The following is a 24,987-nucleotide window of genomic DNA, read 5'->3' as shown; positions in this document are numbered from 1 at the left end:
ATACATTTCACTTCTCATTCAACCCTTTTCACATTTAGATAAAAGTCACTATCAATACTTAAGGATGAATTGCTGGTTGGCGTTATACGCAGTTCCTTCCAATCTTTAGTCGGATTAAGCCATTTATCACTTGTAAGGTTGGTTTTAATAGGCATTACAAAATCCGACAAACAATTGCTAAAGCGATACCTCAATATGTTGTCACGTATGCTGTACTCAAAAGTAGGAATATCTTTCTCCCGCAAGTACTGATTAAAGAATGGCTGCAGATTCTTACCTAAAGTTTTCCCGATAAACCTTTCAGCCTCAATTGAGTTCACTGTTTTATGATAAAACTCGCGGTTAACAGCCCTTAACATCTTACGGAACTGCTCATCATTATCAACAATGGCCCGAAGCATATGCACAATTGTCCAGCCTTTTAAATACATGTGTCCACCAGCATCCTCATAAATTCCATAGCGTCTTATGATTGGTTCAGTATTCTTAATCCGGCCAATAGTTCTAGCTTCAAAGAACTCTTTGGCTGCCTTTTTACCATATTGACTTTCAATAAAAAGCTCTTCGGCATACCCTGCAAATCCTTCCTGCAGCCATCTGTCAGTAATATCTTTTGTTGTAATGCTGTTTCCGAACCACTCATGCGCCACTTCGTGAACCACCAGCCTATCGGTCTTTAAATCCCACGTACTTAAGTATTTTGCATTTATCCTGCCCAACTTAAATCCATTACCATAGGCTATAGCGCTTTGATGTTCCATGCCCGGATATGGTGCTTCCACCATTTTAAAACTATCTTCGTAAAAAGGATATGGCCCAAACCAGCATTCAAAAGTTTTCAGCGTTTTGTCAACCTCATTTTTGAGGTAAGAATGAACCTTTTCTCTGTTGTAATCAATTACCCAATAGTCAGTACTTAAATTGCCTTTCTCGCTTTTATACATTTCTGGAACCCGCACATACTTTCCCACATAAAAAGCCAAACCATAATTGTTTATTGGATTTACTACATGCCATTTATAAGTAACGGTTCCATTACTATTTACTATTCGGCTTTTTAACCTGCCGTTACCAACAGCAACCAAGGTATCAGGAACGCTGATGGCCAATGAAGCACCATTATCGGGTTCGTCGCCTTGATGTAGTTTGCATGGAAACCAAACACTAGCACCAATTAACTGAGATCCCAGGGTGATCCATGGCCTCCCTAACGAGTCAAGTTTCCATGATATACCACCATCCCATGGTGGATTGGTAGATTCTTTAGGCGCTCCTGAATAAAAGATGTCAATAGTAGCCTGCGATTTAACTTTTAAATCAGGAACTTTAAGAAACCATACATTTCCTTCCTTTTCGACGGCGATCTTTTGCTGTTTAAACAGTACGCTATCGATCTCTAGCGGTTCTTGCAAATCAATCTGCATAAACCTATTATGGTTACTTTTTATTACCTCAAAGGTGATACTATTTTTACCCTGAATTGTTTTTCTTCCAAAATCAGGTTCAATAACCAATGCATAATATTTTATATCCCACCATTCTCTATCTTTAGTTATACTACCCTTAAGTGTATCTTGTCGGGAAGGGACACTCACAGACTGAGCAAATAACCCGGCTTGATGGCAAATTAAAATCAGCAGAAACAAAAGAAATCTTAAAGGCATATAGTTAGCTTACAATAAACAACCAATATATGGATATCGAAACATATTCTGTATGTCGTATTTTCCCCCTAATATTGTCGCATACTCACAGCAACGGTACAGCATTTGGTCCCTAGATTTGTATTGTAACAAAACCTTACAATATGAAAAAGCATATTATAATCAATCTCTCAATTGCTATTGTTGTAGCAGTAATGGCTTCCTGCCAACCGCGCAATAAGGATACACAAGCCGTTTCAACCGAACAAAAAGAAACGGCAAACAACCAACCCATACAGCCAGCCGACAGTGGCTATGCTGATGTAAACGGGCTAAAAATGTACTATGAAGTTTATGGCGAAGGTAAACCCATTGTACTGCTACATGGTTCCTTTATGAATATACCTTTAAACTGGTCGCACATCATACCTGTTTTTGCCAAAAACCGGAAAGTAATTGTTGCAGAGATGCAGGGCCATGGCCGCACAAAGGATATCCCTCGTGAATTTAGCTATGAAAATATGGCCGACGATGTGTCTGGCTTGCTTAAGCACCTCAAAATAGATAGTGCAGACATTTTAGGATATAGTATGGGCGGCGGAGTAGCTTTTCAGTTTGCAGTGCGCCACCCTGAGCAGTTACGAAGACTCGTGATACTCTCTGGTACCTATAAGCACGACGGGTGGTGGCCGGATGTAGAGGCCAGTTTTGCTACAATGAATGCAGACATGTTCAAAGGCTCTCCTATCGAAAAACAATACGACAGTCTTGGAAACGATCCTAAAAATTTCCCTGCGTATGTAAAAAAGGTTCTTAGTATAGACGTAAAGCCTTATGACTGGTCTAAGGAAGTAAAAAATATAAAAGCTCCAGTATTTATAGCCATAGGTGATGCCGACGGAGTACAATATGAGCACGCGCTTGAGCTGTTTCGTGCTAAAGGCGGAGGCAAAATGGGCGATATACATGGGCTGCCTAAATCCCGGTTAGCTATAATTCCCGGCACAACGCATATTGGTATGATGCAGCATATGGATTGGATAATTCCAATGGTCAATGATTTTCTAGATTCTGATCTAAAACCAACGCCTCCTACGTTTTAAGGCGGACATTTCGATCACCGCCGTCATTCCGAAGAACTGAGGGATCTCTTGGTTATGCTACTACAAGAGATCTCTCCTATCGTCGAGACGGCGACTGTAATAACGGCAGCTGCCACAACAACGCCTTTCTTTTCATTGTAACCTTCATTTAGCTATATTCGTTAAAGGTTTCTCCTTATCGAAATCATTTAATTTGACAACTATGAAAAGTCTTTGTTTGGGTCTGCTTTTCTCTTTAAGTATTTTTAAACTTAAAGCACAGTCAGATACTGCCGTTTTTCGCAGTGTTGCGGCTACCATTCAAAAAAAATATGCACCAGATAAGCGTTCAGTTTATTTTAACCTGGAGCTTATTGGTGATTCGGCCAAATTGGAAAGCACCTCTCAGGAAGCGCTGAAAGAATTTGATAAACTAAAGCCAAACACACCTTCAATTAAATTCAGCAGCGTATTGCTGCCAGAGCCCTCCTTACACGGGATGGAATACGGGGTAGCCAATCTCTCGGTTTGCAACAACAGAGCCTACCCGAAAAATGCGGCAGAGATGATGACGCAAATGTTGCTGGGCACACCAATTAAAGTATTTAAAAAACACGGAGGGTTCTATTTAGTACAAACTCCCGATGGTTATATATCGTGGACAGATGTTGGAGCCATAACCCCCATGACCAAATCAGGTTTTGAAACCTGGCAACAGGCAAAAAAGGTCGTATTTACTGCAGACTATGGCCATAGCTTCAACACACCCGATGAAAATGCACAGCGAGTATCTGACCTGGTCGGCGGCAATATCCTCCAGTTACTTGGTGAAGAGAAAAAGTTCTACAAAGTAGGCTATCCTGACGGCAGAACAGCATATTTACCTAAAAGACAAGCCAGCCTGTACCAAGCCTGGGTTACCAGACCCGATCCAAATGCCGAAAAAATTTTAACCACAGCACAAAGCCTGTTGGGCGTTCCTTACCTCTGGGGCGGCACGTCCGGCAAGGGTGTCGACTGCAGTGGCTTCACCAAAATGTCCTTTTTTCTAAATGGCGTGATTATTCCGCGTGATGCCTCTCAACAAGCCTTAATTGGTCAGCCAGTTGATGTTCTAGAAAACGACAGCATTAGCGTAGATAAGTGTTTAAGAAATCTGCAACCCGGAGATCTGTTGTTCTTTTCGGCAGCCAAACGCAGAGGATTCAATGATGGAAGGGTAACTCACACTGCCATTTATATGGGCAAGGGCGAGTTTATCCAGGCGGCTGGAATGGTCAGAATAAACAGTCTTGTACCCTCTGCCGACAATTATGATGGCAGGCAAAGCGCTACACTTGTCGGCGCAAGAAGAATATTAACCGATATAGGCAAACCCGAGATCACCAGAATAGACCAACATTATTGGTATAAATAAATTACTCTATTTTATTGAACCGCAAATGCATAATCCTGCCATCATTAACTTCAAAACCTATGATCTGGTTTTTATTGTCACGTAGCATTTTTAGATGACCCATCCACCAATAGTCAGTACCAGCATGATTCTTTCCTATAAGCTTTAATTTACTATCCTCGTATTTGCTATTCGTTAATATCAAATCATGCCCTTTTAAAACAATGCCGTATTTACAGTCCAGTTCCGGACAATAATACGTTCCCGCATATGCCTGCAACTGCTTATCTGTTTGATTGCTAACTGCGTACTTAATCAAAGAACGTTTCCCATCAGGCCACCATTGCTTAACAACGGTATCTCCCTTTGCTGTGCTGAACTGAAATTTAACATCAGGTGAAGAAGCAACCATAAAAGTACCCTTTTCGGCTTCTAATAAAACGTCAGACCGGCCATACCTGTCCCAATACAATTTTTGGTTCTTTAATTTAAAACCAAACTGCGCCCCATCATCAGCAATATAATTACCCTCGAATTTTTTAGCAGCTGTAATATCTTTTAAAACGGCTTTATTGGTATCAACTGGTTTGGCCTCTGGCTTAGTTGCTTTTGCAGTGGTATCTTTTATAAAAAGATCAGCTATTTCGTAACCCTTACCACCAGGATTAAAATCCCCAACGTTGCTAAAAACAATAAAACCCATTTTTAGATCAGGAAAAGTAACAACCGATGTCCTGTAACCAGCGTCGGCGCCGTTATGCGAATACTGCCTCCACCCTTTGTAGGTATTGTTAACAATTCCCAATGCATAGTCAGATTCTTTGCCGTTATTAAATTTCCCCTTTTGCGTTAGCAATTTGATGTCCTCTGCCGTACCCACCGTAGGTTTGTAAAAGTTCATTACCCATTTAGCCATATCGTCGACATTGGTAAACAGACTGGTTGCTCCTGCGTTTGAGTACGATAAAATACTATTGTTAAAACCACCGCCTTCGCGCGGGTAATACGAGTAAGACCGGTTCTTCACCACCTCCGTATAATCATCATGAAAGTGCGTACTGTTCATTCCCAGAGGCTTGAAAATAACAGAATCTGTAAACTGTCTAAGCGTTTTGCCTGTAACAGATTTTACAATTTCAGCTAGCATGGTAAAACCACTGTTAGAGTAACTATACTCTTCACCCGGTTTAAAATTCAGTGCCTGTTGCTTGCTCAGCACTTTAACAATGTGCTCCTGTGTAATTACATCATCGAGTCTGGTGCCCGATATGGCCAGCAATTGCCATTGATCTCTTATGCCACTGGTATGATTCAGTAAGTTCCGGATCGTAATTTTTTCTTTCAGATCCGGGAACCAGGGAAGATATTTATGAATGTCGTCATCTAGCTTAAGTTTCCCCTGTTGGGCAAGCAAAACAATTGCATAAGCCGTAAACTGCTTAGAAACAGATGCCATATGGTAAATGGTTTCTGGAGTATTGGGCACACCATATTCCATATTGGCCAGGCCATAACCTTTAGCATAAATCAACGAATCATTGCGTACAATTCCAATCACACAGCCGGGTGTATTCGGCGTATTCCATTTCGTAAATAAACCGTCTATCTTTTTTGTAATAGCGTCTGGCAACGTTTGTGCACATAACCTTACTACGGGTATAAGAGCACATAAAAGCAGGATGAAAAGTCTCTTTTTGTGGATTTGCATGAGCGTGTGTGATTAGTAACTCCTAATATACAGATTGTATTCTACTTTCCTTTTTGGTATAATTTTTTATCGTTTAGTCTTTCCATAATTAAGGATGAAAAACTTCTGACACCAATTTTTATACTTTCTTCATCAACATTAAAATTAGGTGTATGATTCATTGCTACAATTCCTTTTTCAATATTAGAACCACCTAAGAAAAAATAAACACCTGGTACTTTTTGCTGAAAGTAAGCAAAGTCATCATTAAAATAAGGAGCTTGTCCGTAATCAGGCACAACTAAATTGGATCCATAGATTCCGTTTAGTGTCTTTATTGCGCTTTTGGTCAATTTCTCATCATTAACTACAGTTGGATTTTCCTGTATAAATGAAACAGAAAGCAGTTTATCTTTATATCTTTCTTTTCCAATTAACTGTTCAATTTTAGGTATGATTTTTTGGAGGTTCGATTGATTTGTCTCGTATAAATATGTTTCTAAAAAAAGCTCGTCTTTCTCTGAGTAGATATTAAATTTATCATCCACAATCATGTAGTCCTTAAAGATTGTATTCGGATTCATCAATCCTATTTTAGGGTCACTCATATGTTGTATTTCCCAGGGCTTACTGTTAAGTTGTGAGCGAGATAATGAACTGTACATTTTCCTGGTAAGCCCTTTAACTTCCTCTTTGGATAGCTCATTTTTTAGTTTAATTCTTATTCGTTTTTGGTAGGCAAACATTTCATTTGGTTTAACCATAATTTGCCCTACAGGCAATGCTGTTACATGTAAACTATAAATTTCATCAGGGTTGATTATCGAAAACAAGCCTTGTTCAATCATTTTTTTTGCGCCAACAAATGTTTCTTCTTCTGGTTGAAATATAAAATATACCGTTCCATTTATTGACTCTTTATTTTTTGCAAGTATTTCTGCTATTCCTAATCCAATTGCCATATGTACATCATGGCCACAACCATGCTGCCCATTTGGTAAAGCATCCATTTCAGCTCTCCATGCTATCTTCTTTCCTTTTTTTTCTCCGTTTAAAATACCTATAATGCTATGCCCGTAAGTATCTGTTTTAACTTCGATGCCTAAATCCAGTAAATATTTCTTTATGATCTCCTGAGTACGTTTTTCATTCCCTGCCAATTCAGGGTTTGCATAAATATCTCTTCTGATTTTCACCAGCTTATCATAAATCCTATCAGTCTCAGCGCTAACCAATTCACGAGTTAAAGCCTCTTTTTTGTTTTGTGGGTACCCGCTAAGGGTTATTAACAATAAGAACAACAGAAGCTGTATTTTCATGTTTAAATGTTTGGTTTTACAAATTAGATATAATATTGATCTATTAGTTACCGATATATCATAGTTTATTTCCCTCTTCATTGTGAGTTGTATAGACGCATATTTTTAACAAACTTTGCATTACTATGGAATACATTTTTAGAAAAGCAACATTAAATGATTTGCCCCAAATATGGGTGATTCTGCAAAAAGCAATCCTGCGCAGAAAAGAAGATGGCAGTAACCAATGGCAGGATGGTTATCCAAACCCTACAGTAATTGAAAATGACATAGCTAAGGGAGCTGGTTTTGTAATGGCCGATGGAGATACCATTACTGGCTATTGTGCAATTCTAATTAACGACGAACCTGCCTATACAGAAATAAAAGGAAAATGGTTAACGGATGGTGATTTTGTTGTCTTTCACAGAGTCGCAATTTCCGAAGACTATCTTGGCAAAGGCTTATCGGGAAAGATGTTGAACTTCATTGAAGATTTTGCGCAAAGAAACAACATACACAGCGTTAAAGCCGATACCAACTTTGATAACGGAGCCATGAAGCATGTTTTTGAAAAGGCCGGCTACATTTACTGTGGCGAAGTATTTTTTAGAGGGAGCTCCAGATTGGCTTTCGAAAAAACACTACTCTGATTTCAAACTTTTTACCGGATCTTCCATTGCTGCTTGCACAGATTGAAATCCTACAGCAAGTATTGCTGTCATGATTGCCAGACCGCCAGCCAGCGTAAACATCCACAGCTCAATTTCCGTTTGGTAAGCAAAGTGTTGCAGCCATGTCTTCATAATCCACCATGCCAACGGTACTGCCAAGACAAAAGCAACCAACACCAGTTTCACAAAATCTCTGATCAGCAAACTGGAAATCTCCTGAACGGAAGCGCCCAATACTTTTCTGATGCCTATCTCCTTGGTTCTTTGAACAGCGGTAAAAGATGCCAGTCCAAAGATGCCCAGACAAGCAATAAAGATAGCAAGAACCGAAAAAGTAATGAATACCTTAAAAAACTTAGCCTCCGACTCATACAAGTTTTCGATCTCATCATCAAGAAAAGAATATTCAAATTCCGCCTGTTGATCTATTTTATAAAGCTGTTCCCTGATGTATTTTAGTGATTTGTCCATATGCTCAGGACTAATCTTAATGGCCATTTTTTGAAATCCTGTATACCAGGGTAGGAACATAACAGGACTGATCTCTGTATGCAGTGATTCAAAATGGAAATCTTTAACCACTCCAACTATGCGCATTTGTTGCTCATCCTCCATCACGATCTGACCAATCGGATCTTTAAATCCCGAGAGTTTTACAGCCGATTCATTAAAGATCACATCCCAAACTTTCGCATCATTAGGCTCGGCTTTGAAACCTCTACCCTGCATAACATTTATACCAAACGTGTTAAAGAAATCAGCATCAACCAATGCTCTTGGTAAAATGACCTGTTTTCCTGCAGCAATAATTGGAGAATAGTTGCTGAACCTGTATGCAAAATCTTTATCACTTCCAGTCACATTCTGTATATCGCTGTTCCTCAGCAGTTCCTTTTTGAGCAGCTGGTAATTGTCACGCTGTTTTTTGGTGTTGAGTGATAACAATACCACTTGCGAGGATTTGATCCCCAGTTTTTGGCTCCTTAAATAATCCCATTGCGTATAGATAATGATGGTTCCTACGATAAGAACAATAGAAATTGCAAACTGGAATATAACCAATCCTTTGCGAAAAAATAGATTACCATTGCCAACACCTGATACTGAACCTTTCAACACTTTTACCGGATGATAAGATGAAAGTACAAACGCGGGATAGATGCCGGCAAAGGTACCAGTAAGCATTGATACAGCAAAAAACCAAAGCGACTGCTCCAGATTTAAAAAATCAATTGTCAGTTCCTTTCCCGAAAGGGAATTAAACAACGGCATAAAGAGTTCAGTCAGAAAACCACCTACAACAAATGAGAAGAATGAAATAAGTAGTGATTCACCAAGGATTTGCAATATCAACTGGCCCTTTCTGGCACCAATTACTTTACGAATTCCGATTTCTTTTGCGCGTTTTATAGCCTGAGCAGTAGCAAGGTTTGTATAATTAACACACGCTAAGACGAGAATAATAATAGCTATGGCAGAGAAAATATACAAATAAGTAATGTCTCCGTTGGGTTCAAGCTCCTCTTTGAGATTCGATTTTAGATGAATATCATTTAAAGACTGTAAAGGGAAGTGTGTCCACCAATCTAAAGCTGCTTTTGGATAATTCTTAAAAATGTAGCTATTGATGTCCTTTTCCAACTTTACAGGATCAGCATTGGGAGATAACAGCAGATATGAAAAATGAGAAGTCCATCCTATTTGAGCTTTCCGATCAGGAAATAGCCGGTCTGCAGTAGTTGCAGACAATAAAAAGTCTTTATGAAAATGAGAGGCTTTAGGCATAGCTTCGAACACTCCGGTTACGGTAACCATGTAGCTCTTGCCGTTGTTTGGATCAACAAATTTTAAAGATTTGCCAATAGGATCTTCATTAGGGAAGTAAACGGCTTCTTGTTCATTAGAAATCGCTACGGTATAGGGTCTTGTTAAAACTGTTTTACGGTCTCCCTTTAGTAGTTTAAAAGAGAAAAAATCAAAAAAACCCGGGTCCACCGAAGTTACCCCTTTTTGCAGAAATTTCATTTTTCCGTATTCAACAAAGTGGTTTCCCAGATCATAATCGATACGCATAAACTGTTCAATTTCTGGAAATTTATCTTTAAGGTCTGCGGCTAAGTTGGAAAATGTAAGTCCGGTTGTTACTGTTCCTTCACCCGTTTTAAAGCGCTCTGCAATGCGATAAATCCTATCTTTTTTTGCATGAAATTGATCGTAGCTCATTTCATCCTTTACGTAAGTATAGATCAGCATACAACTAGCCAAGCCTATTGCCAAACCAAGCGTATTGATTAATGCATAAAACTTATTTTTACGTAATTGGCGGAAAGCAACTTTCAGATAGTTTCTAAGCATGTAAAGACGAGTAAAGATTCTGAAGATTAACAGGAAAAGTTATGCCATTAATAAAATATGGGCCTTCCGCCGGTAACAGTGAATAAACGTACTTTTCTCTTGTCCATTATCGGACATCAACTGTGCGGTTATGAACCCATTTATTTCACCAGAATAAACGAATTCTGAGCATCTCCTACCCATTTGTATTTATAAATGGTGCTCTGTTCCTGTCCGTCTTTGTTTTTCTTATTATGAGAAATATAAAACAACCCATCGCCTAAAGGACATAAACCAGTGGCTCCCCATTCAAAGCGCCAACCGCTTATACCCGTATTTGCATCTTTTGGCCCTGCCTGCAACAAAGAAAGGGTTTGAACTTTTATCGTTTCATTACCCGATGATATTTGACCTTTAACAGGCTTTTGATGCGCATCAATTACAAAGAAGTCGTAATTTGGAAACTGCGTTTTAGCGCCACGATATACTGCAGCAAAAAAGTTCCCGGTATAAGCATCATAAGCCAGATTTTGTATGCCATAACGGGTGCTGCCAGTTTTTACAAAGTATTTATCCAAAGGCTTTTCAGGTCCCGAATGGTGCAATTTATCCTGCGATAACTGCTGCCCATATTTATCCCAGTTGGCGATATCGTACTTTAATAAAACCTGATGGTCATTATCATCTCTGTCGGTATCACCATAAACACCGTACGCAACGTACAAGTATTTTTTATTGGTATCAGCACTTCCTATTGCCGGGGCAAAAGCAACACCATCTATTCCAGAACAGGCAAACCTATGTGGCTTTTTACCATTGGCAGTCTGTACGCTGTCCTGGTAATCTTTTACCGCTTCCTTTATGTAAACAGTGCGTAGCAAATCTTCTTTCTCTGCACTCATATCAGGGCGCACAATGCGGGAACCATCAAATATCGCGATATAGAAACCGTTTTCAATGTTGTTTTGTACACCCAATGATTTCCTGATCCCCTTACCAATAGCATCATTCTTATATTCCAGCGAACCGTATATCTTCCCGTCGGCTGCATTAAAATCCAAATCGCCAAGGTGCCCTACAAAACCGGTTACACTGCCTATCAGTTTGCCCGAAAGATCCATCTTAATGAGCCTATCTGTAAAAGAAAAATAAACATATCCATTGGCTTTATCTACAGCAACGCCTTGCACATGCATCTTGCCCTGTTCTCCTGAATAAATTGAATCTGGTAAGCTTGTTACATTTTGAGATCGAGCGCTCAATGCCAGGATTATAAAAAAGATGGATAGCAGGAATATTTTTTTCATTTGAACCGAAGATATTATAGAATTTATAATTTTCCAATCTCTTCAAGAGATCTCTCCTCAAGTCGAGATGACGGCATTGAAGTTTTTCTACTATAAAAGTGAATTTCAAATCACTAAATTGCATTACACAAAATTAATGTTTCTCTCATGCGTCTTATCCTAGCTTGCATACTATTCGCCTTTTTTAATGCATCAACAGCATTTGCCCAAACCGACCTTAATGATGAGTGGACGAACATTGAAAATTCCATAAGAACAAGAACTCAACTCGAAGAAACGCTTAAAACCGTCAACTCAAAAAAAGAGGAATCTATCAGAATCAACAATGATATTGCTTTAGCGCGATGCTTGTATTACGCTATGCTAATAAAAGACTTAAAAACTGAGGACAGTTTATATTTCAGGAACAGCGCTTTTATTGATAGTTTGCTCATCAACAAAAAATCATCAACCTTACTAAAAACTGCAATGCACCTGATGCAGGCGCGCAGAGTACTTTTCTTTGCGCACAAGTACTTAAAGTTTAGGCCCAGCACCTACGAAACAAAGAACCTCCAACCTAACTATGGTGCCATGGATTTATTACAGCGCGACAGCATTGTTAGGTTTCATTTCAAAGAGGCATTACGGCTCAGTGGCTCGGCCATACCAGGTAAAAGTATAGATATCTCGTGGCTCTCATCCAATGCCGATAAATTATTGTTTAAAGCCGACCTTGCAGACATAGCGCTTGCCGAGCGCATTGGCTTCGAAACAGGAAAAACCACCGATCTAAACCTGTCCGATCAAGATATTCAGACACTTATAGTATCTGAACCCAAAGGCTTTCAGCAAGCCTTACAATCGTCATTAGACACCGCCAAAATCCACTCACATTTGATGGACACCTATACATTATGGATGCGCAAACACAATTCGAAACCTGAAGAACTGCAATACATTCAGATGCTTATCAAATATTATTTCTATTCCCGGATGCCCAATATCTTGTCGAACGCATGGACTACTTACCTCCAAAAAAACCTCTCCTCTCCATTAAACACCATTCAAGCCACAGCTACTTTCTATTTGTTTCAGTATCAATATTACAAGGGAATCAAATACGGACAAAAGTTTGAAGCTCAATACAAAGGATACCTTAAACAAGCTGTCCAATTGTATGAGCAGCACCAGAGCGTTGTAAATGAGTTTTCAGCGTACAAAAAAACACTGGAAACCTTGCTTAAAAAGATTAAAAATCAAGAGATCAATGTTCAAGTTACAGACCGCCAGATGACGGAAACGCCAATCATGCTTACAGCAAGATATAGGGGTATACAAAAAATCTATTACCGAATCGTTAAAATTGGCATCAAAGAGAAATTTCCGAACTTAAAAACAGAACGAATAGAAGTACTGCTCAACCGCCCCGCTATCCGCGATTCCAGCTTCCTCTTACCTGCCGGAACGGATGATTTCGACAAACATGCACTGTACCTAAAGCTCGAAAGTTTGCCAGTGGGCACCTATAATGTAATTTTCTCGCCTTCCGAGATTAAAACTGCAGCCAACCTTAGCCACATGGAATACATTCATTTTCAGGTGTCTGATCTGGCTGTTGTGAATACCGGAGATCATTTTATAGTGTTGAACAGAAAAACGGGCTTCCCCATAAGTGGCGTAAAAGTAATAGCAACGGAACAGGTCAGCACCAATTTAAAGGGTTTTACATCCATAAAAAAAACCTACACCTCAAAAGAATTCATGTTCGTTTCTGGCAAAGATACCCTAATGCACGATTTTAACAGGCCCAAGAGGAACTTACCACGGGAGATATACAATACTGAGGCTTATGATGACCTGGAAGAGTTTTATGACGCCCAGACAAAATTGCAAATTTATACCGACAGAGGAATTTACCGCCCGGGGCAGCGCGTACAATATAAAGTTATTATGCTTACCAGAGATCCTTCAACAGGTCAAAACATCGTCTTCAGTAAAGCAAATAAGTATTTTAAAAGCTGGATGGCAGACAATGAACCCCTATTGGAATTAAAAGACCCTAACTATAGAACCGTTGATTCCATAAAGCTTGTTCCTGATGATTATGGAAGCTTTTCGGGTTCTTTTGTTATTCCAAAAAATGCAATGACCGGGCAATGGTCTATTGATGGCGATTTAATTGATGGCGATAATGGTTATTTTAAGGTCGAGGAATACAAACGGCCAACAATGGAAATAACTATGGAAAAACCTGCCGAAGGGCCATTACCCGGCGAACCTTTTGAGCTAAAGCTTAAAGTGAAGTCGCTCAGCGGTGCAGATCTTAACCGTGTAAAAATTGCTTACCAGATAATAAGAGAATCTAACTATTTTGGAAATGCCCCATATATCAATCCCATAGTAACAGATACGCTCGGTTATACCGATGATAAGGGCTTGTTAGTGATAAAAGTAAATGATGTAAACCTGCCGAAAAAAAATCCTGATCCCGATAAGGAATGGGCTATCACTTACAGGTTATCAGCCACGGCCACAGAAGCCACTGGCGAAACCACCAGCCAGGATAACACATTCAGCGTATCTTCATGGCCGGTCAAGATCAACATTCCGGCAGTAGATCAGTACGACAGAAAAGAACTTCCAAAGCTAAACATCACTGCAAAAACAGAAAACAGCAAGTTTAAACCTAAGGAAATTCATATCAGCATTTTTCAGAATATTATAGTGCCCGATACCACTCGCAGTGAAATTGTAGATGAATGGCAATACACTAAGGATCAATTAAAAGCATGGTTTCCAAACGAGGAAATCCTTAACAGGACAAGCCTCGAAAAGAAATCAATCTTTGAAAAAACAATACCAATAGATAGTACCGTTCAGTTTCAATTAGACAAAACATTACTTCAAGCCGGCAAGTACGAACTTGCAGTAACTACAACCCAATCGGAAAAAACATCGGGCCATACCAGCATCAGTTTTGATGTATTTGATACCGAGCAAAGAGCCACTCCGGGGAATTTAGAAGACTTTAACTACCTGTCCATCAATACTGCCAAACCCGGCGATAAAATAGATTATCACACTGCTACCATAGACAGTGCCTATGTGGTGTATGGGTTAACTTATTATGTGCGCCAAAAGCAGAGCATTGCCGTAAAAACCACCTACCACGCACAATACCAGGGTAAGGGAATGCAGATGTATACTTTCACGGTACCAAAAGATGCATTAGAATCGCTTGTACTCACAAAAGCTTATGTACTAAACAATAAACTGTATATAAACGACCAAAACGTTTATCTAGCCCCACCTACCTCGGCAAAACCAGAAATTATCATAGAAAAATACAGGAAGGTTCTGGCTCCTGGTACAAAAGAAACTTTTACCGTATCGGTAAAAACAGCAAAAGAAAATATCGCGGCGCAACTGATGACGGGAATGTACGATGCCGCATTAGACAAACTTGCTTCACACCAGTGGAACATCCCCAACAACCCTTACTTCAGTGGTTACCTGTATGGGGGCTGGAGTCAAACAATTAATAACAGTAGGCCCTATTATCACTATTGGCCCGGTAATAACGAATACAATAATCAAAGCGAATTCATAAATGAATATGAAGGCGATGTTATGTTGCAGCAACTAAGAGGCCGAGTAGCTGGATTGGCAGTACCTTCGGCGAGCTTTCTAAGCTTAGAAGATGGTCAGCTGAGTGAGGTAGTATTAAAGGGTCATAGCATAGCCGACGTAGTGAGGTACGCCACTACGGGCAGCGCGATTTACATAAGGGGTACAAATTCTCTTGTTCAGAATGCGCAGCCTCTAATTATAGTAGATGGTGTTCCATTTTCCGGCTCATTAAATGATTTTAATGCCGCTTCCATAACCGAAGCTATGGTATTAAAAGGTGCCGATGCCACTGCTATCTATGGCTCAAAAGCCGCAAATGGCGTGCTGATAATTAGCACCAAAGGAAAGATCATATTACCGGGAACTCCTGAACCACAGCCAATGGTGCGTAAAGATTTTAGCGAAACAGCATTCTTTTATCCAAAACTATACGCCGATAAAAACGGACTATATACCTTTAGTTTTACCATGCCCCAAACAGCAACCGCATGGAACTGGAAGTTAATGGCACATACAAAAAGCAGTCTATTTGCATATGCAGAGCGAAAACTAAATACACGCCTTGACCTGATGGTTCAGCCTAACATGCCACGCCTGCTCTATCAGGGTGATGAAATTGTATTGAAAAGCAGGATTAGCAATCTGGATAGTGCAGCTATGGACGTAAAACTTAGCTGTAAGATAGAAGATGCCGTTACTGGTGAAGACCTGACTGCAAAAGTACTGAAAGAACCTGCCTTTAAAATAGTTAAAGTAGCCGGAAAGTTAACTGAAACAGCAGGTTTTGCTTTTAAAGTGCCCGAAGGACAGCTGAATCCACTAACAATTGTAACCACTGTAAATGGAGGCGCCCTGGCAGATGCTGAAGAGCACACGTTGCCGATACTACCCAAAAAAGTGTTTATGCGTAAGCAAGTGCCCCTTGTATTTTCAAAGAAAGACAGTTTGGTACAGGCTCCTAAGCTACCAGACGACGCAGATTTGTATGGCCTTAGTCTCTATGCAGATGCTAAGCCACAAGCAGCCTTAATCAACTCATTACCATTTTTAGCCAATTATTCCTTTAATTGTTCTGAACAGGTATTTAATAAACTCTATGCCAGAGTAACCGCAAATCAGCTGATGCGTAATCAGCCTGAGCTTGCAAAATCATTTAAAATGCGTTCGCCGGATGCCATTTCAGATACTACGGAACGCAAACTTCCGGATGAACTTGCAGAAGCGGCCATGCCTTGGTTAAACCTGGCAAACCAAACTGCTAAGCAGCAAAAACAATTGTATCAGGTTCTAGATACCATAAGCAACAGGTCCATAATTTCCGACCATTTAAATAAGTTGTATTCCATGCAAGATTTCTACGGCGCGCTCCCCTGGTTTGAGGGTGGAAAAAGCAATAGTTGGATATCTAATTATGTACTAAGAGGATTTGGAAAGTTAAATCAGCAAGGATGGCAAGCGAACGACTATCAAAGGCATTCAATTTTCATCAAGAGGTTAATTACATATACCGATTCTTTATACGCTACAAACGGTACAGATGGTAATCTTTTTGGTGCCTACTCCCGGTCATTTTGGAAAAACGAGTATCCCCTTAATCCTGGTGTCATCAAAAAAATAAATACCACTCTTGAACTTGCCGAAAAAGACATCAACAATAAGCGCTTATATGATCAGGCTTTATGGATCATTGTTTCATTAAAATATACAACTCCAGATCACCAAATTTATAAAAAGGCCCTTGCCCAACTGAGTAACATACAACAACGGGCAATAAACGACGACCTAAATGGAATGCGCTGGAAAGAAATTTCAGATGGCGATGATTTGAGCCATTCAAAAGAAGAAACCATTGCAATGCTTTATGAGGCCTTTACACAAGCCGGGCAAAATACAAAGATTGCAGATGGGTTAAGCAAATGGATGCTGTCGGCCAAGCAAGATTACAGTTGGCGCACAACCACGGGTACTGCTGCAGCTATCGACATGCTTAAGGAGTCGGCAACAATAAAGACCAGTTTTGTGCCAGATTCTGTTTCTGCTCAGGTTGGTAATCAGCAGATGAACAGTTCAAATGGTCTTTTGGCTGGGCAGCGCAACCAATTCATCAGTCTTAACAAGGTATCTCCGGTAACGGTCTCAGCAAACAATACGGTTAGTGGTGGCATTACATGGCATTACTTCAGCGCTGAAGCGCAGGCCGATGATGCTAATAATAAAGTAAAGCTGAAGAAAACTTTATTTAATTATGATCAGCAGAAGAATGCGTGGGTTCCACTTTCGGATAAACCTATTTTAAAAATAGGCGAAAAGATAAAAATTGTGTTAACGGTAGAAACAGCAGTAAGCTTACGTTTTGTACAACTTGAAGATAAGCGTGCAGGTGTATTCGAACCTTTGGATGGCAGTAGTGGTCAGCAATACCAGGACGGTACATATTATTACAGGTCTGTAAGAGATGCTGGTCAGCAGCTTTTTATAGATTTACTGCCCTCAGGCAGAACTGAATTTAACTATGAAGTAACTGTTACGCAAGAAGGAACTTTTAAAAACGGAGCAGCTATGCTTCAATGTCTTTATAATCCGGGTGTAACGGCCTACAGTAATGCAATGACAATTATTTCCAAACCCTAATACACACTATGGCATCAGATCAGAAATTTGTTGATTTTATTGTTGATCAAATACAAGGAGCGGGAACGATCAGCAGCAAGAAAATGTTTGGAGAGTACGGCCTTTATGCAGGCCAAAAGATCTTTGCTTTGGTTTGTGACAACAAGCTGTTTATTAAACCCACAGAAGCTGGAAAGCAGTTTATAAGAAGCGTAGTAGAGGCTTCTCCGTATCCTGGAGCAAAACCTAGCTTTCTGATCGAAGAACAAATTGAAGACCGGGAATGGATTAGTGAGTTGGTAAGGATTACAGCGGCAGCACTTCCAGAACCTAAGCCTAAAAAGTCCAGGAGTAAAAAGAACTAAGTAATTGATAATATTGCTATTTTACAATCATCAAATCATAGCGCTCTACCATGTACTTTAAAACCGTTCATTTTCCATCAAACCTAAATAACACTCAAGTAGAAGCTGTTCTAAGAAAGGCATCAATGAAAGAAACCATGTCTCTTGATTTTAAATTTAAGAGTGTCGACATCGGTACCGACAAGATATTTTGGGGACTTGAAGACAAAAAGGACTTAAAATTTACCAGAATCAAAACATCCTTTGAGTTCTTTCTGCCTAAACTAATCATTAATCTTTCAAAAAATCCTTCTGTCAATTTTTACAAAATCAGACCTGGGGCGTTATCAATTGTTGTTGCCGGATTATTATTTTTTGGACTCTTCACTGGAATTCTTGGGGTCATAAAAGGCAGACCTAATATAGAATCGCTGATACTCTTTCCCGTCCTGATTGTTATTTACATTGCACTAACGCTATTCGAACTCAGACTAACTGCTTCCAGAGCAGTAAAGGTATTAAACCAGATATAATATATTTCAAGCGCTGCCCGCAATTGGGCAGCGCCTAAACGCTATTTCAGCGAATGAAAACCAATCTGGTTGCCTTCAGTATCTTCAGCGACACCGCAGAAACCATATTCTCCAAGAGACATTTTTTCAGCAATCACCTTACCTCCTGCTGCTGCCACTCTTGAAAGCTCAACTGCACAGTCATCGGCATAAAAATACACCATCGTACCTCCTACTCCCGGTTTTCCCATTTCAGATTTACACAATGTGCCACTGCTTCCAGGGCCCATCATATCTGCGGGGAATGCAAGCATTTCAAAGTAACAAGGATCGTCTTTGTCTACTTTCATATTATCAGGAGGCGCCATTTCAGATAGTTGAATCTGCAATACCTCCTCATAGAATTTCTTAGCTCTGGCCAGATCGTTTACACTGATTTCGGTCCAGACAAATGGATTTTTAACTGTCATGATTCTAAGTTTAAAATGGATTAGTTCCATTAACACTAAGATCATAAAATATAGCTTCAAAGATGAGGGGCAACTATGACAAATAAGCGGGTAAATTGTGTCAATACCCCTAAATAAAGATATAAACACTATCTTGGGCAATATTAAAACTCTTATATAATGCACACTTATACGCTCTCTTTAGAAGATGTAGTTACTTACAATCAATACAATCTATCTATAAAAAAGAAAAATGTTTTTCAGAAACTCAGGATCGTTGCATCTGTTTACTTTGTATTGCTTGGTGTCCTTTTTATATATGTTACAAATTATATCATTGGAGGAATTTTTATTCTCTTTGGATTGCTATACCCACTACTAGGTGCAAAGTATGTGAAATGGGCATATACAAAAACTTTTAGAAAAGTTATCCTTACAGATTGTAGTGGTCTAATTAATGCGCCTAATACTTTTAGCGTAGCTGACAATAAAATTGTTATTCAAGATCAGGGGGGAATATTTTACTATAACCTATCTGCTGTTGAATCCATAAACGAAATCGCTACACATTTTTTCATCAAGTTTAACAATAGTGATGTAACTGTTGTTCCAAAAACAGAAACAGAACTTGCTCAGACAATCAGAACACTGATTACCGAACATAATCTGCGACATGTGGTTCAGCTAAATTGGAAATACTAATCCCAGGAGTCGTCTTAATGCAATCGTCTTAAAGCTATCATCTCGACTAAGGAGAGTATAAAAAACAGATAGTCTTGTTAATTGCATTAATGTAAATTATACAACATTTTGCCACAAAAACTAGCATCAGACCTTGGGACTCTCTCTGTCCAGGCTTAGCAATATCGGGTGTCTAAAAGGCTTATTACTGGTGTCTCACTGGTATGTAACTTGTATACACAGATAAGCAACTCCAGTTTAAAGAGGCTTAACCTTTGTTTAAGATTTATATCTATTTTTTTGAAACTCGATCTTGGAGATTATTTGCTTTTCTACCTCAGGTTGTATAACATTGAGAATGAGGTTCGGGTCAATGTTAAAAATGTAACCCAATCTAAGAACTTCTTAACAACTCTTCCCATATCCGCCAACATTTCAGCGATGACTTCACCGCTCTCTTCTTATTATAATTTGAACTTATTTATTTTTAGGTTTGAATTCTTCTACCTTGCTATTCCTCCAATCACTTGGATGAAGCAGTTCCCTGATATCAACTCTTAAAAACTCAGCTATTTTATTTAAGGTTGCTACAGTTGGTTGATGTTTGTTATTTACCCATCTGGAGACCGTTTCTTTTTCCATTTTAAGAAAGTCAACTAAGTCCTTATTACCCGCACCTTTTTCTTTTAAAACTTCCCCAATCCTGTTGATCATAAATATTTTAAAATATTAGTTGACATTTAATATCAACTTTTGTATATTTGTTTTTAGTTATTTATAGCGACAAATAGAGTTAGGGTAACCTGGCTTTAACGATGTCCCTCATGAAACGAAACCGTCAATCTTCGCATGAGCCGATCGTGAGTTCGCCATTTCTATTGGATATTTATATCTTTGATATACTATTCAATAGGGCGAATTTCATGTCAGCCTTTTGCGAGGCTCAAGCTAACGCTTGAGTGGTTCTTGACGGTACCAGTTTCAAAAGCAGTGAAGTTCGCCCTATTGGTTTTTCCAATAAGGTTTTCTTACAGCTTTTGTTGAGTACACATCGTTTTACATAAAACCAACCGTTTATGAGAACGAAAAGACTAAGCTTCGCCATTTATAAGTACCTCCAGGAGGCACTGCGTGGGTATTCCCTTAAACTCTTAATAAAGAACGTAATTTGTTCACCATCGTAAAGCGGGCTAGAAATTCCAAGTAAAAATATAGCCCAAAGGACCAGAGGCTAGTGTGTTGATAAAACACAAAGTCCCCGCGGGTGGATTTAACTTGGGCCAGCCCTTTATTGCCGATTAAGCAAAGATGCATGTACTTAGGTTATCGCAATTACCAAGGTAGGTATCTTTTTTATAATTATCAATACGGATCCTTAAGGCATTAATTAAATGCCTTAAGCGCTGGTCTTTGTATTTTTCACCCCTTCGTTATTTACTTTAGTTCACCTTATTATCCGATATATGAGCAGAGTAATTATACGAACATAAAGGCAGGTGATGTTCCTAGTTTTTTCGTACGCTTGAGATGGTACCTGCGAAAGCCCTTCTTTATCAAATCTGCAAACGATTTTGGCCTAGCTATAAAAAGTATTGCAACATACATCAGAGCGATGAAATTAACGATGGCACAAAAAAAATCGCGAGCACAGAAAAGTAAACTTGGATCAAACTGAACATTTAAACTAATGAGGACGAACCAATTCAGAAACCTGTGGAAGAAAATAACGCAATATAGGAAGAATTAAACAGAGTTATATAGCATTAACATAAAATCAACTAATCAAATATACTATTATAACCTGTTTACAATGACAGGTCTCGTTCATCTCAATTTTCATTCAAATCCCAATATAAGGACTCGCTTATGAGAGCAGAAACTATCTACAACGAGAAGACCTTTTATTTCACCAAATTCAGTCAGGGTGATGAAAAGGGTCTTGAATACTTCTACAACCGCCTCTACCCTTCTTTATTCTATAAGAGAAGGCGGTACATTAAAGATGACACCAATGCGGCCAGCATCGTAAGCGAGGCATTTCTACGCCTCTGGCTAATTCGAAACAGCATCACAGACCCCAACCACATTGAAACCTTCTTGAGTGACACCACCATCGAAGCCTGCAAATCCTATTACAGAACTTCAAGTCACAATTTCCAGCGGAATATGCTCCGGCTTGATGAGATCGAAAACTACCAGGAATTCATGGCAGGCTATGATCCTGAACAGGAATTGGATCCCGATGAACTATACGTTGGTCCGGCAAGCAACTACACTTGGGTGATAGATAGGTACCCGGGACATGGTTTTACCAAAGCAATTGCACAGATAGATGCCGAACAGGCCTCAACCCCTACTGTTGAAGGTGGATCAACCATCGCAGCGCACACTGAACATTTAAGATGGAGTATCCGTGTAGCGCTAGAATTCTTCGACGGAAAAATGCCTTCGCCCGATTGGGCTGAAAGTTGGAGAATCCGTGAGGTAAATGATCAGGAATGGCAAAAACTGCAACAAGACCTGCTTAGCGCCTATGAGGATCTTAGAACAGCAATTGCAGAAAGGAAAGACTGGACAAATCAGCAATTCAGACAGGGCACGCTGGCATTAATTCCGCATGCCGCCTATCATCTGGGTGCGATTAAACAATTGATAATTGCAACAAGTTAAAATTGCTTGCAGGGGCACAATTAATTACTCGAGAAAAGTTCATCAAGCTTTTGCTTAAGCTCATCACCCCTTAGGTCTTTAGCTATAATTTTGACCTCTGTATCAATAAGAAGCGATCTGGGTATACCAAATATTCCAAAATATGAAGAAACTTCATTTTTCAATCCCTTTAGGTCAGAAACCATTGTCCATGGCATCTTATCTTCTTTAATGGCATTTTTCCAGAGTTCAATATTATCGTCGAGAGAAACGCCCAATACAGTAAAATTCTTGTCTTTATATTTATTATAAGCCTTCAATATATTTGGATTTTCTGCCCGGCATGGTGCGCACGAACTTGACCAAAAATCGATAAAAACATACTTACCTCTAAAGCCCGCGAAATTCACAGGCCGCCCTTCAGGATCGTTTTGAATAAAATCCGGAACCTTTGCCCCCATTCTGCTCCTTTTACCAATTGCGAGCGCGCTGGCGATTTCTTTACCTTCAGGGGATTCCTGTACAGTTCTATCTAAAAGATTAAAGGCCAGAAGCGCTTCATCATAATCACCCATACTTGCCCGTCGTGCCGCGATATCTGAGCTTATTATATGCATGGGATGTGACTTGATATATGCATTCTCCCTTTCAGTCCACATCTTCGTTACCTGAACCTACTTTTCTCGGAGTGCCGGTTGTTCATTGGCTGGTGCATTCGAAATAGCTTTACGGATCGAATCTCTTTGCTGCTGTAAATCTTTGAATGAGCGACTATAGGCTATCGATTCATCATATGTTTTAGAACCAATTACAACAACGCTATCTGGCTTACCCTCAATGCGAATGTTTCCTGGTTCAATAAAAAAGGGAAAAGAATTCTCTGGCAGGAAAAGCATCGCTTTACGTGGCCCCGATAACTTCTTGGACCAGGTAAACTTTCCACCAGTAACATGTATTGTGTCTACCTTGTACCCTTCGGAAGTATTGTAAACAAATTGGAGTTGGTTTTCAGTTAACCCAATTAGGTTTCCTTGTATGGTAACAGTTTGTGCCGGAACTATGAGATGTAAGCTCAACAAAGCAACAATTACGAGATACGTTTTCTTTAACATGCTTTTTTATTCAATTTACTATTTTCAGTGTAAACTTCTGTTCATTGATTCGAAAACTATAACATTTCAAAAAGATGATTCTTAACTTAGCACAAAAAAATATCATCTAGTGTTCGAAGTTTTTAAGGCATATGTACGCCGACAAACAACTATTAGCGACGAGGAGCTTGGCATACTGGAAAGCCACGCCAAGTTCAAAAAACTGCGCAAAAAACAATACCTGCTGCAGGAAGGTGATGTATGTCGCTACCATTGTTTTATAGCTAGTGGCCTAATGCGTACCTATTCGGTTGATGGTAAGGGCAACGAGCACATCATCCGCTTTGCTACTAAAGACTGGTGGATCAGCGATCGCGAAAGTCTGCTCTTTGGTGTACCTTCTAAATTTAACATTGATGCCATTGAAGAATCGGAACTGATCCTGTTCGACAAGGATGAGATGAAGGTGGCCATGGAAACAGTGCCTGTTTTTGGTCAGCTGGTTACCGATATTTTGAACAAGAGCTTTGTGATAAACCAGAACCGGATTCATGAAGTAATTAGCAGCACGGCAGAAGAGAAATACCAGAACTTTGTAAAGCGTTATCCTGATTTCGCACTGCGTGTACCGCAGGCCATGATTGCCTCTTATTTAGGAATAACACCCGAAACACTTAGCCGTTTGCGCAACCCCAAGCCTAAGAAGTAGGCCTTTCGATTGACATTTGTCAATTTTTTTCTTAACAAACCTCATCGTTTCGAGGACAGCATATTCGCCAATTTTGCTTCGTCAGCCGGGTGAACCACTGACCAAAAAATAAGCAAAATCATGTCACGTAAATTAGAGAACAAAGTAGCCGTAATAACCGGTGCAACCAGCGGAATGGCTCTGGCTACTGCCAAATTATTTGTAGAAGAAGGTGCCTATGTATATATCACTGGCCGCAGACAGGAACAATTGGATGCCGCGGTAAAACATATCGGTAAAAATGTAACGGGTGTGCGCGCTGATTCAGGCAATCTGGATGATCTGGATCATTTATACGAGATCGTTAAAAAAGAAAAAGGCCATATAGATGTATTGTATGCGAGCTCTGGCGTTGGGCATTTCGGCATTGGCATTGATGCCATTACTCCCGAAGAATATGACCGTGTATTCGACATCAATGTTAAAGGAACCATTTTTACTGTACAGAAAGCACTACCACTTTTGTCTGAAGGTGCATCTATTATCATGACAGGTTCCATAGCCAGTGTGAAAGGTTTCCCTGGAATGGGTATATACAGTGCTAGCAAAGCTGCTATCCGCTCACTTGCCCGCACCTGGACGCTTGACCTGCAAGCCCGCAAAATCCGTGTAAATGTACTTAGTCCGGGTTCTATTGATACTGCCACCTTTGATGGTGTACATCAGGAGATCAGGGATTCATTTACAGAAAAGATTCCGATGGGCCGTTTTGGTACTTCTGAGGAAATTGCCAGCACTGCCCTATTCCTGGCTTCTAGCGATTCTACCTATATAACAGGTATAGAGTTGTTCGTTGATGGTGGTACGGCACAGATTTAAGGCATTGAATTGTTACGCCAGTTTTGTGGCGTAACAATCTATCTTAAAATT

General features: G+C 39.7%; 19 protein-coding genes. 10 read left to right on the top strand and 9 right to left on the bottom strand.

Annotation, left to right across the window (positions count from 1 at the left end):
- Positions 1-14 precede the first annotated feature (14 nt).
- Entirely contained in the window at positions 15-1,664 is a 1,650-nt protein-coding gene (locus HQN86_RS19450; protein WP_172662559.1) for a M1 family metallopeptidase, read from the bottom strand.
- A gap of 143 nt (positions 1,665-1,807) precedes the next feature.
- Here HQN86_RS19450 and HQN86_RS19445 point away from each other — a divergent pair, with 143 nt between their 5' ends.
- Together HQN86_RS19445 and HQN86_RS19440 are read left to right on the top strand one after the other, a co-directional pair.
- The gene (locus HQN86_RS19445; protein ID WP_172662558.1) at positions 1,808-2,746 is read left to right on the top strand and encodes an alpha/beta fold hydrolase; all 939 of its coding nucleotides are present in this window, start codon (positions 1,808-1,810) and stop codon (positions 2,744-2,746) included.
- Between the two features lie 202 nt (positions 2,747-2,948).
- A complete protein-coding gene (locus HQN86_RS19440) occupies positions 2,949-4,142 on the top strand; it encodes a C40 family peptidase (protein ID WP_172662557.1) in 1,194 nt (397 codons plus the stop codon).
- 1 nt (position 4,143) lies between these two features.
- Here HQN86_RS19440 and HQN86_RS19435 read toward each other — a convergent pair whose 3' ends face one another.
- Together HQN86_RS19435 and HQN86_RS19430 are read right to left on the bottom strand one after the other, a co-directional pair.
- Positions 4,144-5,829, bottom strand: coding sequence for a serine hydrolase domain-containing protein (locus HQN86_RS19435; RefSeq protein WP_172662556.1), 1,686 nt, complete (start codon positions 5,827-5,829; stop codon positions 4,144-4,146).
- A gap of 41 nt (positions 5,830-5,870) precedes the next feature.
- Positions 5,871-7,127 carry a M20 metallopeptidase family protein gene (locus HQN86_RS19430; RefSeq protein ID WP_172662555.1) on the bottom strand — a complete coding sequence of 419 codons (1,257 nt, stop codon included), beginning with the start codon at positions 7,125-7,127 and terminating at the stop codon, positions 5,871-5,873.
- A 125-nt stretch (positions 7,128-7,252) separates the two neighbouring features.
- Between HQN86_RS19430 and HQN86_RS19425 the strand changes: the two genes are divergently transcribed.
- Positions 7,253-7,759, top strand: a complete 507-nt coding sequence (locus HQN86_RS19425) for a GNAT family N-acetyltransferase (protein WP_172662554.1) — start codon at positions 7,253-7,255, stop codon at positions 7,757-7,759.
- On the opposite strand, the gene HQN86_RS19420 is transcribed toward HQN86_RS19425, so the two are convergent.
- Both HQN86_RS19420 and HQN86_RS19415 read right to left on the bottom strand, forming a co-directional pair.
- On the bottom strand, positions 7,751-10,135 hold the full coding sequence (locus HQN86_RS19420) for an ABC transporter permease (RefSeq protein WP_172662553.1): 2,385 nt from the start codon (positions 10,133-10,135) through the stop codon (positions 7,751-7,753). The two genes, HQN86_RS19425 and HQN86_RS19420, sit on opposite strands and share 9 nt — an antisense overlap.
- Positions 10,136-10,275: 140 nt before the next feature.
- Positions 10,276-11,421 carry a hypothetical protein gene (locus tag HQN86_RS19415; RefSeq protein ID WP_172662552.1) on the bottom strand — a complete coding sequence of 382 codons (1,146 nt, stop codon included), beginning with the start codon at positions 11,419-11,421 and terminating at the stop codon, positions 10,276-10,278.
- Between the two features lie 147 nt (positions 11,422-11,568).
- On the opposite strand from HQN86_RS19415, the gene HQN86_RS19410 reads away from it, so the two are divergent.
- Genes HQN86_RS19410 through HQN86_RS19400 form a run of 3 tightly spaced genes read left to right on the top strand, consistent with a single transcriptional unit; the run spans position 11,569 to position 18,520 of the window.
- Positions 11,569-17,664, top strand: coding sequence for an alpha-2-macroglobulin family protein (locus HQN86_RS19410; RefSeq protein WP_172662551.1), 6,096 nt, complete (start codon positions 11,569-11,571; stop codon positions 17,662-17,664).
- An 8-nt stretch (positions 17,665-17,672) separates the two neighbouring features.
- Entirely contained in the window at positions 17,673-18,008 is a 336-nt protein-coding gene (locus HQN86_RS19405; RefSeq protein ID WP_172662550.1) for a TfoX/Sxy family protein, read from the top strand.
- 50 nt (positions 18,009-18,058) lie between these two features.
- Positions 18,059-18,520 carry a hypothetical protein gene (locus HQN86_RS19400; protein WP_172662549.1) on the top strand — a complete coding sequence of 154 codons (462 nt, stop codon included), beginning with the start codon at positions 18,059-18,061 and terminating at the stop codon, positions 18,518-18,520.
- Between the two features lie 41 nt (positions 18,521-18,561).
- Here HQN86_RS19400 and HQN86_RS19395 read toward each other — a convergent pair whose 3' ends face one another.
- Entirely contained in the window at positions 18,562-18,969 is a 408-nt protein-coding gene (locus HQN86_RS19395; RefSeq protein WP_172662548.1) for a VOC family protein, read from the bottom strand.
- A 159-nt stretch (positions 18,970-19,128) separates the two neighbouring features.
- Between HQN86_RS19395 and HQN86_RS19390 the strand changes: the two genes are divergently transcribed.
- On the top strand, positions 19,129-19,650 hold the full coding sequence (locus tag HQN86_RS19390) for a hypothetical protein (RefSeq protein WP_172662547.1): 522 nt from the start codon (positions 19,129-19,131) through the stop codon (positions 19,648-19,650).
- A gap of 456 nt (positions 19,651-20,106) precedes the next feature.
- Here the strand turns inward: HQN86_RS19390 and HQN86_RS19385 are convergent, their stop codons facing one another.
- Positions 20,107-20,343: a helix-turn-helix transcriptional regulator gene (locus HQN86_RS19385; RefSeq protein ID WP_172662546.1), complete on the bottom strand. Its 237-nt coding sequence runs from the start codon at positions 20,341-20,343 to the stop codon at positions 20,107-20,109.
- A gap of 1,152 nt (positions 20,344-21,495) precedes the next feature.
- Between HQN86_RS19385 and HQN86_RS19380 the strand changes: the two genes are divergently transcribed.
- Positions 21,496-22,299: a DinB family protein gene (locus HQN86_RS19380; protein ID WP_172662545.1), complete on the top strand. Its 804-nt coding sequence runs from the start codon at positions 21,496-21,498 to the stop codon at positions 22,297-22,299.
- Positions 22,300-22,319: 20 nt separating this feature from the next.
- Here HQN86_RS19380 and HQN86_RS19375 read toward each other — a convergent pair whose 3' ends face one another.
- Together HQN86_RS19375 and HQN86_RS19370 are read right to left on the bottom strand one after the other, a co-directional pair.
- On the bottom strand, positions 22,320-22,895 hold the full coding sequence (locus tag HQN86_RS19375; protein WP_172662544.1) for a TlpA family protein disulfide reductase: 576 nt from the start codon (positions 22,893-22,895) through the stop codon (positions 22,320-22,322).
- A gap of 57 nt (positions 22,896-22,952) precedes the next feature.
- Positions 22,953-23,390 (bottom strand): DUF4369 domain-containing protein, encoded by a 438-nt coding sequence (locus tag HQN86_RS19370; RefSeq protein WP_172662543.1) that lies wholly within the window; start codon positions 23,388-23,390, stop codon positions 22,953-22,955.
- A 109-nt stretch (positions 23,391-23,499) separates the two neighbouring features.
- Between HQN86_RS19370 and HQN86_RS19365 the strand changes: the two genes are divergently transcribed.
- A complete protein-coding gene (locus HQN86_RS19365; RefSeq protein WP_172662542.1) occupies positions 23,500-24,078 on the top strand; it encodes a Crp/Fnr family transcriptional regulator in 579 nt (192 codons plus the stop codon).
- 120 nt (positions 24,079-24,198) lie between these two features.
- Positions 24,199-24,936 carry an SDR family NAD(P)-dependent oxidoreductase gene (locus HQN86_RS19360; RefSeq protein WP_172662541.1) on the top strand — a complete coding sequence of 246 codons (738 nt, stop codon included), beginning with the start codon at positions 24,199-24,201 and terminating at the stop codon, positions 24,934-24,936.
- Positions 24,937-24,987 lie beyond the last annotated feature (51 nt).

Source organism: Pedobacter panaciterrae, from assembly GCF_013204795.1.
In the GTDB taxonomy this organism is placed as follows: domain Bacteria; phylum Bacteroidota; class Bacteroidia; order Sphingobacteriales; family Sphingobacteriaceae; genus Pedobacter; species Pedobacter panaciterrae.
This window is presented reverse-complemented; position numbering and strand designations above follow the sequence as displayed.

What these genes read in the sequence shown, in the direction of transcription:
- HQN86_RS19450 (WP_172662559.1), bottom strand. Translation starts at nt 1,664, where the DNA reads ATGCCTTTAAGATTTCTTTTGTTTCTGCTGATTTTAATTTGCCATCAA.
- HQN86_RS19445 (WP_172662558.1), top strand. Translation starts at nt 1,808, where the DNA reads ATGAAAAAGCATATTATAATCAATCTCTCAATTGCTATTGTTGTAGCA.
- HQN86_RS19440 (WP_172662557.1), top strand. Translation starts at nt 2,949, where the DNA reads ATGAAAAGTCTTTGTTTGGGTCTGCTTTTCTCTTTAAGTATTTTTAAA.
- HQN86_RS19435 (WP_172662556.1), bottom strand. Translation starts at nt 5,829, where the DNA reads ATGCAAATCCACAAAAAGAGACTTTTCATCCTGCTTTTATGTGCTCTT.
- HQN86_RS19430 (WP_172662555.1), bottom strand. Translation starts at nt 7,127, where the DNA reads ATGAAAATACAGCTTCTGTTGTTCTTATTGTTAATAACCCTTAGCGGG.
- HQN86_RS19425 (WP_172662554.1), top strand. Translation starts at nt 7,253, where the DNA reads ATGGAATACATTTTTAGAAAAGCAACATTAAATGATTTGCCCCAAATA.
- HQN86_RS19420 (WP_172662553.1), bottom strand. Translation starts at nt 10,135, where the DNA reads ATGCTTAGAAACTATCTGAAAGTTGCTTTCCGCCAATTACGTAAAAAT.
- HQN86_RS19415 (WP_172662552.1), bottom strand. Translation starts at nt 11,421, where the DNA reads ATGAAAAAAATATTCCTGCTATCCATCTTTTTTATAATCCTGGCATTG.
- HQN86_RS19410 (WP_172662551.1), top strand. Translation starts at nt 11,569, where the DNA reads ATGCGTCTTATCCTAGCTTGCATACTATTCGCCTTTTTTAATGCATCA.
- HQN86_RS19405 (WP_172662550.1), top strand. Translation starts at nt 17,673, where the DNA reads ATGGCATCAGATCAGAAATTTGTTGATTTTATTGTTGATCAAATACAA.
- HQN86_RS19400 (WP_172662549.1), top strand. Translation starts at nt 18,059, where the DNA reads ATGTACTTTAAAACCGTTCATTTTCCATCAAACCTAAATAACACTCAA.
- HQN86_RS19395 (WP_172662548.1), bottom strand. Translation starts at nt 18,969, where the DNA reads ATGACAGTTAAAAATCCATTTGTCTGGACCGAAATCAGTGTAAACGAT.
- HQN86_RS19390 (WP_172662547.1), top strand. Translation starts at nt 19,129, where the DNA reads ATGCACACTTATACGCTCTCTTTAGAAGATGTAGTTACTTACAATCAA.
- HQN86_RS19385 (WP_172662546.1), bottom strand. Translation starts at nt 20,343, where the DNA reads ATGATCAACAGGATTGGGGAAGTTTTAAAAGAAAAAGGTGCGGGTAAT.
- HQN86_RS19380 (WP_172662545.1), top strand. Translation starts at nt 21,496, where the DNA reads ATGAGAGCAGAAACTATCTACAACGAGAAGACCTTTTATTTCACCAAA.
- HQN86_RS19375 (WP_172662544.1), bottom strand. Translation starts at nt 22,895, where the DNA reads ATGCATATAATAAGCTCAGATATCGCGGCACGACGGGCAAGTATGGGT.
- HQN86_RS19370 (WP_172662543.1), bottom strand. Translation starts at nt 23,390, where the DNA reads ATGTTAAAGAAAACGTATCTCGTAATTGTTGCTTTGTTGAGCTTACAT.
- HQN86_RS19360 (WP_172662541.1), top strand. Translation starts at nt 24,199, where the DNA reads ATGTCACGTAAATTAGAGAACAAAGTAGCCGTAATAACCGGTGCAACC.